This window comes from Polaromonas sp. P5_D5 (genome assembly GCF_054049435.1).
The window spans coordinates 14387-30303 of sequence record NZ_JBFUMJ010000010.1 but is presented as its reverse complement, the minus strand read 5'-3'; the positions used below and the strand labels follow the sequence as shown (position 1 = coordinate 30303).

Genomic DNA, 15917 nt, shown 5'->3' with positions numbered 1-15917 from the left:
AGGCTGGCCGCTCAGGTATTGGGTGCGACGGGTGTGGCGGGCGCGGCGACCACTTCACCGGCATAAGCCTCGGGGTCAAGGCGCCGCATTTCCGCTTCGATCCAGGTTTCCACCTCGCGCATCAACTCGTCGGGCTGCCGGCCGGTGCTGTCGATCGGCTTGCCGATGGAGATGTCAACGATGCCCGGGGTTTTGATGAAGGCCTTGCGCGGCCAGCATTTGGCCGAGGTCACGGCAATCGGGATCACGGGAGCGCCGGTTTCAATGGCCAGGCGCGTACCGCCGGATTTGTAAGTGCCCTTCTGGCCGCGCGGGATGCGCGTGCCTTCGGGGAACATGATGACCCAGGTTCCCTGCGCCATCAGGCGCTTGCCCTGCACCACGACCTTGTTGAAAGCCTGCGACCGCTGGCTCCGGTCGATGTGGATCATGTCCATGCGCGCCATGGCCCAGCCGAAGAACGGCACGTAGAGCAGCTCTTTCTTGAACACATAGGCCAGCGGGTGCGGCATCAGCGTGGGCATGCACAGGGTCTCCCAGGTGCTCTGGTGCTTGAGCAGCAGCACGGCTGCGCTGGTCTGGCCCGTGGGGAGGTTTTCCATGCCGGTCACCCGGTTCTTGATGCCCAGGATGAACGTACCGCCGCTGACCGCCACGCGCAGCCAGCCCGCGCACATCCAGTACATGGTATTGCTGCTGACGAACACCGAGGCAATCACCACGAAAGTAGCCCAGGGGATCACTGTGATGGCCATCCACAGCAGGTGAAGAATTGATCGAATCAGGCGCATGTCAAGGTTTCCGGTATCAGGCAGGTTTTGGATGCTGGTGTACAGCAGTTTTCACGATGTTTTAAGGCTCTAACCCTTATCTGGTCAGCGCGGGCAGCTAGCATTTTTATAGCGTCACCTACAAGGCCACTTGCAGGGGCCGGGCGCTGCGTTCCAGGATGAAATCGGCAAATGCCGATAAATCGGTGTGCAGCTGGGTGCCTTCGGGCAGGCCCTCGGGCCGCCCGCCGCTGCGGTAGCGCGCCGACTTGCCCGTCAGCACCAGGTGCGGTTCGCACCCGGCAGCCGCACCGGCCTGCAGGTCGCGCAAAGAATCCCCTGCGGTGGGCACGCCTTTGAGCGGCACGCCGAAACGCGCACCGATCTGCTCAAAAAGGCCAGGCAACGGCTTGCGGCAGGTGCAGCTTTCCTCAGGGGCATGCGGGCAGTAAAACACCGCATCGATGCGCCCGCCGACAGCGGCCAGCAGCTTGTGCATCTTGGCGTGCATGGCGTTGAGCGCCGCCACGTCGAAAAGGCCGCGCCCCAGCCCCGACTGGTTGGACGCGATCACGACGTGCCAGCCGGCGTGGTTCAGGCGCGCAATGGCCTCCAGCGAACCCGGCAGCGGCAACCATTCGTCCGGTGCCTTGACGAAGTCGTCGCTGTCGCTGTTGATGGTGCCGTCGCGGTCGAGGATGACGAGTTTCATGGTGAATAAGGCTGGTAGCTAGATAAACAGTACTTCATTTGTGATGCATCACTTCACTTTTTTTGCCCCGACGCAAGCGACGTTATTTGCCGGGCCATCCGCTTATCCGAATACAAGTACATCAGGGCCAGCAAATGAAAGCCCAGGCGCATAGGCAGTAAGGTAAGGTGCATCGCCAGTATGCGCGGATTGAACTGGGAAATCACCAGAGCCGAAATACCGGTTTCGATGACCAGACAGCCAACAATAAGTATCCAATAGTCCATGTTCGTCAGCGTGAAACGATAGGACTTGGCGCACTGCCAACTGGCCATCAATGCGCCAAACAAGGGCGCAACGTCAAAAATGGCACTCCCATAATCGAAACCAAACAACATCAGCGCCAGATACGCCAGCACATAAGCGAGGACCACTACGCCGGCGAACGTGCCAAGCACAAGCTCAAACCGCAGAGCCGGACGCACTTGCGCCATCTCAGGGTTATTTGGCGATTCTGGCGTCGTCATCGCTGTTACACCGCCAGGCGCGACAGGTCGGCCACTTTATTCATGGCCTGGTGCAGCGTCGCCAGCAGCCCGAGGCGGTTGGCGCGCAGCGCCGGGTCTTCGGCATTGACCATCACGCCGTCGAAGAAGGCATCCACCGGCGCCTTCAGGGCGGCCAATGCCTGCAGCGATGCTGCGTAGTCACCGGCGGCAAAAGCGGCTTCGGCTTTGGGCGCCACTGTTTTCAATGCATCCGCGAGGGATTTCTCGGCAGCTTCCTGCAGCAGCTCGGGTTTGACGGCTGCTTCAACCGTGCCTTCAGCCTTCTTCAGGATATTGCCGACGCGCTTGTTGGCCGCAGCGAGAGCCGGTGCTTCGGGCAGCGCGGCAAAGGCGCGCACAGCCGACAGGCGTTTGGCCACATCGCCCAGGCGCTGGGGTTTGAGGGCCAGCACGGCATCGACTTCTTGCGCGCTGTAGCCCTGCTCGCGCAGGGAACCGGCGAGGCGGTCGTAGATGAAATCGACCAACGCGATGGACGCGTCCTGGATCTTGTCACCGAACACCGGCTGGGCGCCCTGAACCAGCTCAAGCAGGTCCAAAGGCAGGTCTTTCTCGACCAGCATGCGGATCACGCCCAGCGCATGGCGGCGCAGCGCGAACGGGTCCTTGTCGCCGGTCGGCAGATTGCCGATGCCGAACATGCCGACCAGCGTTTCCAGCTTGTCGGCCAGCGCGACGATGACGCCGACGGTGTTGCGCGGCAGTTCGTCGCCGGCAAAACGCGGCTTGTAGTGGTCCTCAATCGCGTCGGCCACATCGGCACTGAGACCGTCGTTGAGCGCGTAGTAGCGGCCCATGGTGCCCTGCAGCTCGGGGAACTCGCCGACCATGTCAGTCACCAGGTCGGTCTTGGCCAGCTCGGCGGCGCGCTGTACATCGGCCACATTGGCATTCAGGCGATTGGCAATGGCCTCGGCAATGGCGCGTACGCGCTGCGTACGCTCACCCTGCGTGCCCAGCTTGTTGTGATACACCACCTTGCCCAGACCTTCAACGCGCGAAGCCAGCGTCTTCTTGCGGTCCTGGTCGAAGAAAAACTTGGCATCGGCCAGGCGCGGCCGCACCACGCGCTCGTTGCCGCCAATCACGGCGCTGGCATCTGTTGGACTGATATTGCTCACGACCAGAAACTTGTTGGTGAGCTTGCCCGAAGCATCGAGCAGCGGGAAGTACTTCTGGTTGGCCTTCATCGTGAGGATCAGGCATTCCTGCGGCACCCCGAGGAATTCTTTTTCGAATTCGCAAATCAACACATTGGGGCGCTCGACCAGCGCGGTCACTTCGTCGAGTAGCGCGTCGTCTTCAATCGCCCTGGCGCCACCGCCAACTTTGGCTGCGGCTGCAGCAAGCTGCTTGACGATTTCGGCTTTGCGCGCGGCAAAACTGGCGATCACCGCGCCGTCTTTTTGCAGGGTAGCGGCGTAGCTGTCGGCATCCTTGAGCACCACCGGGTCGACGGCCGCTTCAAAGCGGTGGCCATGCGTGGCGTTGCCGGCTTTGAGGCCCAACGCCTCGATAGCGACCACCGAGCTGCCATGCAGCGCGACCAGGCCGTGCGCCGGGCGCACAAATTTCACATCGCTCCAGCCGTCGGCCAGCTGGTAGGTCATGACCTTGGGAATCGGCAATTTGGCAATGGCTTCGAGCAAGGCTTTCTGCAACCCCTCAACCAGCGTCGCGCCCTTGACGTTGCTGTCGTAAAACAGCGCCTCTGCCTTGCCATCGGGCGCGCGCTTGAGACCTGCAACCGCCGACGCATCGGCGCCCAGCGCCTGCAGCTTTTTGAGCAGCGCGGGTGTGGCATTGCCCGAAGCATCCAGCCCCACCGCCACCGGCATGAGTTTCTGCGAAACGGCCTTGTCGGCGGCCTGTGCGGCCACCGCCGTAACATGCGCGGCCAGACGGCGTGGAGAGGCAAATGCCGTGAGGACCGAATCTGCCGCCGTCAGGCCCTGGGCCTTGAGCTGCTCGAACAGCACGCCGGCAAAGGCATCGCCCAGCTTTTTGAGTGCCTTGGGCGGCAGCTCTTCGACAAACAGTTCAACAAGAAGGTTTTGGGAGGCGTTCATTGGTTTTTTCGGGAATGTCGGAGCGCAAAAATGGCCAGGGCTGCAACCATCAGCGGCAGCCAGATGGTTTGGATCTCATTGAGCAACACGTCGGCGCCGCGTTGCGTGAAGAACCGGGAAAAGGAGACGGGCGACACCTCAACGGGCCGCCATGGGCTGAAAAACCGCTGGTCGAAAAACGGCCAGTAGAGAGGAATGGCCACGCCGCCATTGGTCAGGGTGTCCAGCAAGGGATGCGAGAACACGCAAAGCGCTATCCACGCATAGCCCTGCCATGGCGCCAGTTTCCAGTGCCGCGCCAGCCACCAGCCGATGAGGCCCACAACGAGCGCAAAGCCCAGGGTGTGGGTAAAGCCGCGATGCCCCCAGATCCCGCCGTAATGGATGCCGAGCTTGAAGGCGATGCCGTCAAAGTCGGGGAGGATGGCCGCGACCATGCCCGCCGCCAGCATGGAAGGCGGTATCCGCTTGCTACCGAGGGCCACTGCAGCAGCAACGGGAACGGCGATGTGGGAAAAGATGGTGGGCATCGAAGATCAGCTCACCGTTTTGGCGTGGCATCGGCGTAGTGCAACACCGTGGGAAACGGATCGTAAAAATGGTGAAGCAGCTTGCGCCATGCCTGGTAGGGCTCTGACTGGCGGAAACCCACGGTGTGGTCTTCCAGGGTGTTCCAGCGCACCAGCAGCATGTAGTGATGGTCGTTTTCCAGGCAGCGCTGCAACTCGTGGCCCTGGTAGCCACCCATTGACGCGATGATGGCCTGCGCCTGGGCAAAAGCCGCCTCGAAAGCGGACGCTTCGCCGGGCTTGACCTGCAACTGGGCGAGTTCCAGAATCATCAGGCCGCCTTCTTCGCCATCTGCTCCACCCATTCGCGCGGTGCCATCGGGAAGCCCAGGCGCTCACGGCTTTCGTAATAGCTTTGCGCCACGGCGCGGGCCAGGTTGCGGATGCGGCCGATGTAGGCGGCGCGCTCGGTCACGCTGATGGCGCCGCGGGCGTCCAGCAGGTTGAAGCTGTGGGCAGCTTTCAGCACCTGCTCATAGGCCGGCAGGGCCAATTGCACATCGATCAGGTGCTTGGCCTGCTTTTCGTGCGCGGTGAAGGCGGTGAAGAGGAAATCGGCGTCGCTGTGTTCGAAGTTGTAGGTCGACTGCTCAACCTCGTTCTGTTTGTAGACGTCGCCGTAGCTGAGCTTTGAGCCATCAGGCCCTTCGGTCCAGGTCAGGTTGTAGACGTTGTCCACGCCTTGCAAATACATGGCCAGGCGTTCCAGGCCGTAGGTGATTTCGCCGGTGGCGGGTTTGCAGTCAATGCCGCCGACCTGCTGGAAGTAGGTGAACTGCGTGACTTCCATGCCGTTGAGCCAGACTTCCCAGCCCAGGCCCCAGGCGCCCAGCGTCGGATTTTCCCAATCGTCTTCGACAAAACGGATGTCGTTTTTCTTCAGGTCAAAGCCCAGCGCTTCCAGAGAGCCGAGGTAGAGCTCAAGGATGTTTGCGGGTGCGGGCTTCAAGACCACCTGGTACTGGTAGTAGTGCTGCAGGCGGTTGGGGTTCTCGCCGTAGCGGCCGTCCTTGGGGCGGCGGCTGGGCTGCACATAGGCGGCTTTCCAGGGCTCGGGGCCCAGCGCGCGCAGAAACGTCGCGGTGTGCGAAGTGCCTGCGCCGACTTCCATGTCGTAGGGCTGCAGCAGCGCGCAACTCTGGTCGGCCCAATAGGACTGCAGCTTCAAAATAATTTGCTGGAAAGTAAGCATAAGAGTGGAGTTTTGCCAAACGCGGGGGCACCTGGATTGCAGGCCCGGGGAGCGGCGCCTCAGGTGGCGGCCGCCAAGCCGGTCATTTTACGCGGCGGCGCGCGGGCGCCTTGGTAAGCGCCTTACCGGTCGGCATCACTGGCGGCATCTGGGTGGGCGGCACATACCAGCCGGGGCCGGTCTTGAAGGCCTCGACCAGAAAATCCACCATCACACGGACCTTGGCGCTCAGGTGCCGCCGGCTGGGGTACACCGCCAGCACATCGATTTCAGGCATGCGGTAGCCGGGAAGCAGGGGCACCAGCCGGCCTTCGCGCAGGTCTTCCCCGACCAGAAAGGCCGGCTGCCAGATGATGCCCAGCCCGGCCACGGCTGCTTCGCGGGCGGTATCGCCGTTGTTGGCGTGCATGATGTAGTTGACCTTGACCGCGTGCGGGCGGCCCTCGTTGTCGGTGAAGTGCCATTCGTTGGCGGTGGCGGCATAGGTGTAGCCCAGGCAGCTGTGGCCCGCGAGGTCGGCGGGCACGGCCGGGCGGCCGTGCTTTTTCAGATAGGCCGGCGCGGCACAGAGGATGTTGCAGGAAGTCGCGAGCTTGCGGGCTGCATGGGTGGCCGGCCCCGTGCGCGAGATGCGTATGGCGAGGTCGTAGCCTTCTTCCACGATGTCCACCACGCGGTCGCTGAGGGCAATGTCGAGTTCCACCTCGGGATAGCTTTGCATGAAGCGCGGCCACAGCGGCGCCAGGTGACGGATGCCAAAGCTCACAGGCGCATTGATGCGCAGGCGCCCGCGCGGCTGCAGGGTTGCCGACGAGGCCAGCGCCTCCGCGTCGGCAACCTCTTCAAGAATCGACTTGCTGCGCTCATACAGCGCTTCGCCGCTTTCGGTGAGCGAGAGCTTGCGGGAGCTGCGGTTGAGCAGGCGCGTGCCGAGGTGGGCTTCCAGCTCATTGATATAGCGGGTGACGTTGGCCGGCGAGGTGTCCAGCGCATCGGCCGCACGCGTGAAACTGCCGCGGCCCACCACGGTGACAAACATCTCAAACGCACGCAGCCGGTCCATTTCAATCCCAATCATTCATAAAAGATGAATGATTAAATCAGTTTTACGGCCTTCTTCCAATAGAAGATGAAACTTACATTGGACTCATCGGCAGGCAGGAAGCCCACCGAACCAGGAACCCCCTACCCAAGACAAAGGAAATCGACATGACCACGCAAACCACTTCATTCACACCCCGCTTCGCCAACAAGACCGTGCTGGTCACGGGTGGCAACAGCGGCATCGGCCTGGCCACCGCCTTGCAATTCGCCGGGCAAGGCGCGCGGGTCGTCATCACCGGCCGGGACCAGGTGTCACTGGACCAAGCCAAAGCCCAACTGGGCACAGGCGCCATCGCCCTGCGCAACGACGCAGGCGCCAGCGGCTCGGCCAAGGCACTGGCCAGCGCATTGGCCGCCGAAGGCATCACGCTGGACGCCGTGTTCATCAATGCCGGCCTGGCCAAATTCGCCCCGCTGGAAAGCGTGGACGAAGCACTCTGGGACGACACCTTCAACGTCAACGTGAAAGGCGCGTTCTTTGCGATCCAGGCGCTGTCGCCGCTGCTGAACACGGGCGCCGCCATCATCCTGAACGGCTCGATCAATGCCCATATCGGCATGCCCAACTCCAGCGTCTATGCCGCCAGCAAGGCGGCGCTGATTTCGCTGGCAAAAACGCTGTCAGGTGAACTGGTCGCGCGCGGCATCCGCGTCAATGTGGTGAGCCCCGGCCCGGTTACGACGCCGCTGTACGGCAAGCTTGGCGTGCCCGCAGACCAGCTCGGTGCGCTGGCCGCCAGCATCCAGGCGCAAGTCCCGATCAAGCGCTTCGGCACGCCCGATGAAGTGGCGAGCGCCGTGGTGTATTTGTCATCGCCCGAAGCGGCTTTTATTGTCGGCACCGAGCTGATCGTCGACGGCGGCATGAGCCAGCTGTAAGCACTTCCCGCGTACGCCGCGAGAACGAAAAAGGGCGATGCCGCTGCCGGCATCGCCCTTTTCTTCCTGTTGTAACTGCGTGAACTCAGTACTGCCAGAAGATGCGCTGCAGTTCCTTGCTGTCAATGTTCTTCGTCAAGGCCACGGCGGCCAGGATGCGGGCCTTTTGCGGGTTCAGGTCATGCGCGACCACCCAGTCGTACTTGTCGTCAGGCTGCTCGGCGTTGCGCAGCACAAAGCCTTCGGGCACACGCGAGGAGCGCACCACCTGGATGCCTTTGGCGCGAACTTCCTGCAGCGCGGGAACCACACGGTCGGCCACGGAACCGTTGCCGGTACCGCCGTGGATCAGGGCCTTGATGCCGGTCTTGCCGACGGAGTCCACCGCGGAGCGCGGCACGTTGCCATAACCATAGACAATGTCGACCGGCGCCAGCGCTTCGAAATCATCAATGTTGAATTCGGACTGCGCGGTGTGGCGCTTCACAGGGGCACGGAACCAGTAATTCTGGCCTTCTACCACCATGCCCAGCGGGCCCCACTGGCTCTTGAAGGCCTCAGTCTTGATGTTGATGGTTTTGGTGACATCACGGCCGCTCTGGAGTTCGTCATTCATGGTGACCAGCACGCCTTTGCCGGCGGCGTCCTTGCTGGCGGCCACGCTCACGGCGTTGAAAAGGTTGAGCGCACCGTCGGCCGACAGCGCCGTACCTGGGCGCATGGAACCGACCACCACGATGGGCTTGCTGGTGCGGATCACGAGGTTCAGGAAGTAGGCGGTTTCTTCCAGGGTGTCGGTACCGTGGGTGACCACGATGCCGTCCACGTCGGACTGCTTGACCAGCGCCGAGATGCGCTTGCCCAATTTCATCAGGTTGTCGTTGGTGAAACTTTCGGAAGCAATTTGCGAGACCTGCTCGCCCTTGACATTGGCCACGTTGGCCAGCTCGGGCAGGCCAGCCAGCAACTTGTCGACCGGCACCTTGGCGGCGGCATAAGTCGCGCTGTTCAGGGCCGAAGCGCCGGCGCCGGCAATGGTGCCGCCGGTGGCCAGGATCACGACGTTGGGTTTGGCGGTGGTTTGCGCCAGTGCGGGCGCGCCGAGCGAGGTAAATGCCACCAGGCCAAGCGCGGCGCCCATGTGACGAAATGTTGAGGCTATTTGCATGTATGTCTCCAAGGAAATGGAATTTGTCTGATTTTTTGCGCACAGCGAGCAAAACAAGCGGTTTCACCAGCCTGTGCGGCGATTTCCCCAGCCTTGCGGCCAAAGGTGGCTCATCGTAGCGACGCTGGCAGCCCCCAGCGATGCATAATGTAACGAGGGGTATGACTAAAACTCACACCCCTCAGCAGCATGGCCCCATGCATCTCCGTCGACCCGGCAGCGACATACCCGCAGCGACATGAACCTCAGGCAACTTGAAGTCTTCCAGGCGGTGATGCAGACCGGCAACATGAGCGCCGCGGCGCGGCTGATCTGCATCACGCCCTCGGCCGTCAGCAAGACGATTGCACACACGGAATTGCAACTGGGCTACAAGCTTTTTACCCGCGGCAAGGGCACGCTGGCCCCCACGCCCGAAGCGCGCGTGCTGTTTGAAGAGTCTTCGCAAATCCACCAGAAGCTGGACGGGCTCAAGCGCATTGCCGTCAACCTGCGGCAGTCGGCCGGCGGCCAGGTGCGGCTTGCGGCCATTCCGTCCGTCAGCCATGAGTTTTTGCCGCTGGTGCTGGAAAGGCACATGGCGCGCTACCCGCGCGTTCGCGTCGAGGTGCGCACGCTGCACCAGGACCAGATGGTGCAGGCACTGCTGACGCGCAGCGTGGACTTTGCCCTTGGTTTTTATGAACACCCGCACCCGTTGCTGACCAGCTCGACGCTGGTGAGCGGCCCGCTCTACCTGGCCGTCACGCGCGACATCTGGCAGCGGGCCGTGAAGGCAAGGCGCCAGAACCCGATGTCTTTCCTGGCCAGCATGCCGCTGATCCGCCTGGTGGGTGAGGATCCGATGTGCCAGTCGATCGACGACCTGGCGCGCCACCTGGGCCTGACCGCCCCTGAAGGGTTGCAGGTGCACACCTCGCGGCTGGCGCTGGAGCTGGTCAAGCGCGGCATGGGCTGGACGGTGGTGGACTTCCTGACGGCCAGCAACCTGGACCCGCAATCATTGACAGCGGTGCCGCTGCATGATTTTGCCCAGGCGCCGCTCCAGATGTATTTTGCGAGCAGCACACCGCCGGGTCAGGATGCGATTCGGATGTTAGAAATGCTGCCGGAGCTACTGCACGGCGTGATGGCTGCAACGCACTGAACACAGCCGACTCACCGCGGCTCCTCCAAGCCAGCAGGAGCCGCGGAACCGGCTTTGCCGGGCCGCTGGCACCGCCCCCTTGAGGGGGGAACGGGCTACACGAAGTGAGCCTGGACAGGGGTGAAACTATTTCTCCGCGGAACTGGCTTTGCCAAGCCGCAGGCGCCGCCCCTGGAAGGGGGAAGGCGCTACACGCAGTGAGCGTCCGACGGGGTGGGCCAGTCTACCGACGGCGTCGGAACGCGAGCGCCAGGCCGGCCACGCCCAGCCCGAAGCCCCACAGCGGCCAGAGGCCGTAGCGGGACACCCACTGGGCATACGGTGTGATGCCGTTGCGGCCCTGGACGTCGCCGTTCAGCACGCCGCGCGTGTGGCGTTCCAGCGAATGCGTGACTTTGCCCTGGTGGTCGATGATGACTGTGGCGCCGGTGTTGGTGGCACGAATCATCGGTCGGCTGAATTCCAGCGCGCGCATGCGCGAAATTTGCAGGTGCTGGTCAATCGCCACGGTGTTGCCGAACCAGGCGATGTTGCTGACATTGACAAAAATCGTCGGGGCGAGCGCAGGATCGATGAAGCGTGCGCCCAGCTCTTCGCCAAAAAGGTCTTCGTAGCAGATGTTGGGCGCCAGCCGCTGGCCTTTCCATTCGAAGGAAGCCTGCCCGACCGCACCCCGGTTGAAGTCGCCCAGCGGGATGTGCATCATGTCGATAAACCACCTGAAACCCGTCGGTATGAACTCGCCGAACGGCACCAGGTGATGCTTGTCGAAACGGTATGGCTCTGCTTGCCCGGGCTTGAAGCCCAGCACAGAGTTGGCGTACCCGGCCTGGGAGCTGCCAATCGGCAGGCCGATCAATGCCGCCTGGTTGCCGGCGGCAAACCTTGCCTGCAGCGCTTGCCAATAGCCTTCCGGCAATTGCTGGGGCAGCACGGGGATGGCGGTTTCAGGCGCCACCACCAGCGGCGCTTTCGCATCGCGCAGCTGCTGGCCGTACCAGCGCAGCGCTGTGGCCACGCCTGTGCCGGGCTGGAATTTTTCGTTCTGGGGAATGTTCCCCTGCAGCAGCGTAACGCCCAGCGCCTCGGCGGGCTGGACCGGGGCATCGCCGGGCCAGGCGCTTTGCACCGGCAGGTAACCCGCCACTATGCAGACAACCAGGATGCCGGTCACGTTGAGCCATTGCACATGGGATGAGCGCAGGGTCATGGCCAGCCATGCTGCAACCAGCGCTGCCAGGAAAGTCAGCCCATGCACGCCCACCCACGCGGCCAGTGGCCTGGCCCAGCCGTCGACGTGGGCATAGCCGCCCTCGCCCCAGGGAAAGCCGGTAAAGAACTCGACCCGGGCCAGCTCCGCCAGCAGCCAGAGAGCTGCAAACACTGCGGCGCGTGGCAGCCTGCGTCTGGGCGCCAGCTTCACGAAAAATGCGCTGGCCGCTGCGTAGTAAAGCGACAGGAAGGCGGCAAGCAGCACAATGGCCAGCACGGTCAGTGACGCGGCCAGCCCGCCGTAGTAGTGCATGGAAATGAACAGCCACCAGAAGGTGCTGCACAACATCGCCGTGCCGAAAAGGCCGCCCATCCACGCGGCACGTTTCCAGGAGCGGCAGCTGTCAAGTTGCGCGGCAAACAGGAAAAGCGCCAGCAGTTGCAGCCACCACAGCGGCTGGCCCTGTGCAAAACCAAAATCAAAAGGCCAGGCCATGCTTGCTGCATGGGTGCAACCAGCTATCAAAATAATAGCAACCTGGAACGGGGAAATGCCTTTGCGCGGCGGCGGGTTGCGTGCGTGCTCAAGCAGCGCAGGCAAGGTCGGGAGATGGGACATCATGCTTTGAATCGAATCCCGTCCCATAGTCAGCCCGCCCTTTTTCTTGAATTCGTTGTCAGACGCCGGCGCTGACCGGCGACACCTTGAACCAGCGCACGGCCCCACCTTTGGTGTGCAGTACGGTGAACTGCAGGCCTGCCAGCGCGTAATGCTCGCCGCGCTTGGGAACATGGCCCATCTCATGCGCCACCAGCCCCCCGATCGTATCGAAGTCGGTTTCGGGCAGCGTCACACCAAAAGCTTCGTTGACACGCTCGATGGAGGTGTCGCCGCTGACGCGGTAGGTGTGGTCGCTGAGGCCGAAGATGTCGCCCTCGTCTTCGGCGATGTCGAATTCGTCCTCGATCTCGCCGACGATCTGCTCGAGCACGTCTTCAATGGTGATGAGACCTGCCACACGGCCGAATTCGTCAATGACGATGGCCAGGTGGTTGCGGTTGCCGCGGAATTCACGCAGCAGGTCGTTCAGCCCCTTGCTTTCCGGCACAAAGACGGCGGGCCGGAGCAGGGCCTTGATGTTGAGTTCGGGCGCGCGCTGCAGCTTGAGCAGATCCTTGGCCATCAGGATGCCGAGGATGTTTTCCTTTTCGCCTTCGTAGACGGGAAAGCGCGAGTGGGCGGTGTCGATCACCAGGTGCAGCAGTTCGTCGAACGGCGCGTCGATGTTGATCACGTCCATGCGCGGGGCTGCCACCATGACATCGCCCGCCGTCATGTCGGCCATGCGGATGACCCCCTCGAGCATCTCGCGGCTCTGGGCTCCGATGACGTCATTGTCCTGGGCTTCCACCAGGGTCTCGATCAACTCGTCCTTCGAGTCGGGGCCTGGGTGGAGCATTTCAGCGAGCTTCTGCAAAAAGCCGCGTTTGTCTTCTGGCCTGGAAGACCGACTGGGGGGAACGTCGGACACGTGATGGGCGGTCGGTAGTTGTGAAGGGGCTAAGGATAGCTGAAATCCTTGACGGTGCGCAGGCGTAATTTGCCGTCGCGTGCCGAAGCGGTTGGCTTTTTGTATTTCTTGTTTGGGTTTGTGTCCATTCAGGGCCACGCGGCGGCGGCGTGGATGATTTTTGGCGCACAACCAATGGGAATGAGCGCAAGCAGCTATCGAATTAATAGCAAGAAGCCGGTTGTTGCACCGGCCTCACGAGCCCCCCCCCCAAACCGAAGCCATCACATCGGCATGCGGTCCCGACCATCCCGCACGCCCTGCCGCACTTCCTGGACCATCGCCAGCAGGTCCCAGAACTGCTTGGCCTGAACCTTGAGGCGGTAGTCGGTCTGGGCGATCTGTTCTTCGACCATTTCGGTCATGCGCGAGTCCAGGTCGGCCGGCGGCAGCTTCAGGTAGGCCTCGCTTTCAGAGCCGTCGCGTTCGATCGTGGCGCCGGCCTTGCGTGCGATGTTGAGCATGGCGGTGTTTTCGCTCAGCGCGTGGATGAACATCATGTCGACACCGTTGTTGCGGGCGTGCATGACCGCGCGGTCAAACAGGCGCGAGCCGTAGCCGCGGCCACGCGCCTGGGCCAATACAGACACGCCGAACTCGGCGCAGCTCTTGAGGTTGGGGTCGGTGGTATGCGCCAGGTGGGCCATGGCGATCAGTTCCAGCTTGCGGTTGTAGATGCCGAAAATCTCGTCGCGCTCGAAGTTGAGCCCGTCTACATAGCGGTGAATCTGCTCATCGTTGGCCGAATAGCCAAAGCGCAGGTAACGGTCGTGGGGGCTCAGTGCCAGCAAATGGGTGGCGATGCGTTCCCCGTGGCTGGGGCCGATCGAGCGGATGGGAACCATGACGGGCTGGACGTGACGCGCTGGAGGTGCCGCGGAGGCGCGCTCTTCCACGGGAGGCCGGAAGAATTCCTTGCCTGCGTTATAGGATGCTCTTAAAAGGGTGCTGGGTGTAACCATGATCTCAATATAAGGGTTTTCCCTAGAATCAACAGTCTAGGGGCTTCTGAACCAGCGTCAATAGAGGGCCGCTTCAAAAAAACACCTTTATGTGGATTTTTCCCAATAAATACGGGCGCAGGCAGCTATTAAAAATATAGCAAACTGACACTTCCAGTCGCTCCGGCGCGTGGATTGTTGCGATACAACAACACTTTATACGCGCATCCGGGCAAGTCACGCACATGGAAATGCCGGTTCCCCGGCTTCGCCCCGGTTCAGCTCACAAAGGAACGGCCGTCGTCGCCTTGACCCGGTCCAGCACAAAACTCGTTTTGCAATCCTGCACGCTGGGATGTTTGAGCAGGGTGTCCATGATGAAGCGGCTGTAATGCGCCATGTCCTGCACCAGCACGCGCAGCAGGTAGTCCATCTCACCAGTCAGCGCTGCGCACTCGGCCACTTCAGGCCAGGTCTGCACGCTGGCCCGGAACAGGTCCATGGGGTTGCGTTTGTGGCTTTCGGTGTGCTTTTCCAGCCGTACGTTGATGTAAGCCGTGAGCCCCAGCCCGACAGCTTCAGGTTTGACGAGCGCCACATAGCGGTCGATCACGCCGCTTTCTTCAAGCCGCTTCACGCGCCGCAAAACCGCACTGGGTGAAAGCCCCACCTGCTCGGCGAGCAGGTCGAAGGTAGCGCGACCATCGGCCTGCAGGCTGCGCAAAATTTGCCGATCAAGCTTGTCAAGTGCTTCCATTCGGATTATTTTGCAGCTTTACTGCGCCAATAGCAATGCAAACGCCCCATTTCGCAGTAAAACTGACCGCCAGCGCCGCTAAAGTTACTTTATACGCACACCTATCTGGAGACACGCATGAATGCACGCGACGACACCGCCCTGAACTTTGAACAGGGCGCGGCTTGGGACAACCCCATGGGCACCGACGGTTTTGAGTTCATTGAATATGCGGCACCCGACCCTGTCGCCATGGGGGCATTGTTCGAGCGCATGGGCTTCACGCCGATTGCCAAACACCGCCACAAGAATGTCACGCTGTACCGCCAGGGCGGCATCAACTTCATCCTGAATGCTGAGCCCGACTCGTTTGCCCAGCGCTTTGCGCGCCAGCACGGCCCCAGCGTCTGCGCCATCGCTTTTCGCGTGCAGGACGCCAAGGCCGCCTATGAACGCGCAATCTCACTGGGCGCTTGGGGGTATGCCCACACATCGGCGCCTGGTGAGCTGAACATTCCGGCCATCAAGGGTATTGGCGATTCGATCATCTACTTCATCGACAAATGGCGCGGCAAGAACGGCGCGCAACCCGGCGACATCGGCAACATCGGCTTTTACGACGTGGACTTTGAAGCCTTGCCCGGCGTGCAGGGTGACGCGCTGAACCCCGCCGGCCACGGCCTGACGTATATCGACCACCTGACGCACAACGTGCACCGCGGCCGCATGGACGAATGGGCCGGCTTTTACGAGCGGCTCTTCAATTTCCGCGAAATCCGCTACTTCGACATCGAAGGCCAGGTCACCGGCGTGAAGAGCAAGGCCATGACCAGTCCCTGCGGCAAGATCCGCATCCCGATCAACGAAGAGGGCAACGAAAAGGCCGGCCAGATCCAGGAGTACCTGGACCGCTATCAGGGCGAAGGCATCCAGCACATCGCCATGGGCAGCAACGACCTGTTCGCAACCGTGGATGCGCTGCGCACCAGCGGCGTGAAGCTGCTGGACACCATCGACACCTACTACGAACTGGTCGACAAGCGCATTCCCGGCCACGGTGAAAACGTGGCGGATTTGAAGAAGCGCAAGATCCTGGTGGACGGCAAGAAAGGCGCGCTGCTGCTGCAGATCTTCAGCGAAAACCAGCTCGGCCCGATCTTCTTCGAGTTCATCCAGCGCAAGGGCGACGACGGTTTCGGCGAAGGCAATTTCAAGGCGCTGTTTGAAAGCATCGAGCTGGACCAGATGCGCCGCGGGGTTTTGTCGGGCGCCAAGGCAAGCGCACAATAAAGTTTTTCC

The 15917-nt window shown here is 62.0% G+C and carries 16 protein-coding genes; 3 read left to right on the top strand and 13 right to left on the bottom strand.

Annotated elements, in window-relative coordinates; translation table 11 throughout:
* Nucleotides 1-11: 11 nt before the first annotated feature.
* The 8 genes from ACXJKE_RS22545 to ACXJKE_RS22510 all read right to left on the bottom strand — a co-directional run bounded on the left by ACXJKE_RS22545 (nucleotide 12) and on the right by ACXJKE_RS22510 (nucleotide 6923).
* Nucleotides 12-791 (bottom strand): lysophospholipid acyltransferase family protein, encoded by a 780-nt coding sequence (locus tag ACXJKE_RS22545; RefSeq protein ID WP_457282821.1) that lies wholly within the window; start codon nucleotides 789-791, stop codon nucleotides 12-14.
* A 118-nt stretch (nucleotides 792-909) separates the two neighbouring features.
* Entirely contained in the window at nucleotides 910-1482 is a 573-nt protein-coding gene (gene gmhB, locus ACXJKE_RS22540; protein WP_457282820.1) for a D-glycero-beta-D-manno-heptose 1,7-bisphosphate 7-phosphatase, read from the bottom strand.
* Nucleotides 1483-1535: 53 nt separating this feature from the next.
* Nucleotides 1536-1988 (bottom strand): hypothetical protein, encoded by a 453-nt coding sequence (locus tag ACXJKE_RS22535; RefSeq protein WP_457282819.1) that lies wholly within the window; start codon nucleotides 1986-1988, stop codon nucleotides 1536-1538.
* Nucleotides 1989-1993: 5 nt separating this feature from the next.
* Nucleotides 1994-4099 (bottom strand): glycine--tRNA ligase subunit beta, encoded by a 2106-nt coding sequence (gene glyS / locus ACXJKE_RS22530; protein WP_457282818.1) that lies wholly within the window; start codon nucleotides 4097-4099, stop codon nucleotides 1994-1996.
* Nucleotides 4096-4629, bottom strand: coding sequence for a metal-dependent hydrolase (locus ACXJKE_RS22525; RefSeq protein WP_457282817.1), 534 nt, complete (start codon nucleotides 4627-4629; stop codon nucleotides 4096-4098). The genes glyS and ACXJKE_RS22525 overlap by 4 nt, the downstream gene beginning before the upstream one ends.
* 11 nt (nucleotides 4630-4640) lie before the next feature.
* The gene (locus ACXJKE_RS22520) at nucleotides 4641-4940 is read right to left on the bottom strand and encodes an antibiotic biosynthesis monooxygenase family protein (RefSeq protein WP_457282816.1); all 300 of its coding nucleotides are present in this window, start codon (nucleotides 4938-4940) and stop codon (nucleotides 4641-4643) included.
* The gene (glyQ, locus tag ACXJKE_RS22515; RefSeq protein WP_457282815.1) at nucleotides 4940-5860 is read right to left on the bottom strand and encodes a glycine--tRNA ligase subunit alpha; all 921 of its coding nucleotides are present in this window, start codon (nucleotides 5858-5860) and stop codon (nucleotides 4940-4942) included. Before glyQ ends, ACXJKE_RS22520 begins: the two co-directional genes overlap by 1 nt.
* Nucleotides 5861-5942: 82 nt before the next feature.
* Nucleotides 5943-6923, bottom strand: a complete 981-nt coding sequence (locus ACXJKE_RS22510) for a LysR family transcriptional regulator (protein WP_457282877.1) — start codon at nucleotides 6921-6923, stop codon at nucleotides 5943-5945.
* Between the two features lie 146 nt (nucleotides 6924-7069).
* Here ACXJKE_RS22510 and ACXJKE_RS22505 point away from each other — a divergent pair, with 146 nt between their 5' ends.
* Complete coding sequence (locus ACXJKE_RS22505) at nucleotides 7070-7843, top strand: SDR family oxidoreductase (protein ID WP_457282814.1); 774 nt, start codon at nucleotides 7070-7072, stop codon at nucleotides 7841-7843.
* A gap of 85 nt (nucleotides 7844-7928) precedes the next feature.
* Here the strand turns inward: ACXJKE_RS22505 and ACXJKE_RS22500 are convergent, their stop codons facing one another.
* Complete coding sequence (locus ACXJKE_RS22500; RefSeq protein WP_457282876.1) at nucleotides 7929-8984, bottom strand: asparaginase; 1056 nt, start codon at nucleotides 8982-8984, stop codon at nucleotides 7929-7931.
* 265 nt (nucleotides 8985-9249) lie between these two features.
* Here ACXJKE_RS22500 and ACXJKE_RS22495 point away from each other — a divergent pair, with 265 nt between their 5' ends.
* Nucleotides 9250-10158 (top strand): LysR family transcriptional regulator, encoded by a 909-nt coding sequence (locus ACXJKE_RS22495; RefSeq protein ID WP_457282813.1) that lies wholly within the window; start codon nucleotides 9250-9252, stop codon nucleotides 10156-10158.
* Between the two features lie 223 nt (nucleotides 10159-10381).
* Here ACXJKE_RS22495 and lnt read toward each other — a convergent pair whose 3' ends face one another.
* The 4 genes from lnt to ACXJKE_RS22475 form a co-directional block, all read right to left on the bottom strand.
* Nucleotides 10382-11992 (bottom strand): apolipoprotein N-acyltransferase, encoded by a 1611-nt coding sequence (gene lnt / locus ACXJKE_RS22490; protein WP_457282812.1) that lies wholly within the window; start codon nucleotides 11990-11992, stop codon nucleotides 10382-10384.
* Between the two features lie 55 nt (nucleotides 11993-12047).
* A complete protein-coding gene (locus ACXJKE_RS22485; RefSeq protein WP_254806495.1) occupies nucleotides 12048-12830 on the bottom strand; it encodes an HlyC/CorC family transporter in 783 nt (260 codons plus the stop codon).
* Between the two features lie 335 nt (nucleotides 12831-13165).
* Nucleotides 13166-13903, bottom strand: coding sequence for a GNAT family N-acetyltransferase (locus tag ACXJKE_RS22480; RefSeq protein ID WP_457282811.1), 738 nt, complete (start codon nucleotides 13901-13903; stop codon nucleotides 13166-13168).
* A 262-nt stretch (nucleotides 13904-14165) separates the two neighbouring features.
* A complete protein-coding gene (locus tag ACXJKE_RS22475; protein WP_457282810.1) occupies nucleotides 14166-14639 on the bottom strand; it encodes an Lrp/AsnC family transcriptional regulator in 474 nt (157 codons plus the stop codon).
* 117 nt (nucleotides 14640-14756) lie between these two features.
* On the opposite strand from ACXJKE_RS22475, the gene hppD reads away from it, so the two are divergent.
* Nucleotides 14757-15908: a 4-hydroxyphenylpyruvate dioxygenase gene (gene hppD, locus ACXJKE_RS22470; protein ID WP_457282809.1), complete on the top strand. Its 1152-nt coding sequence runs from the start codon at nucleotides 14757-14759 to the stop codon at nucleotides 15906-15908.
* The last annotated feature ends 9 nt before the right edge of the window (nucleotides 15909-15917 follow it).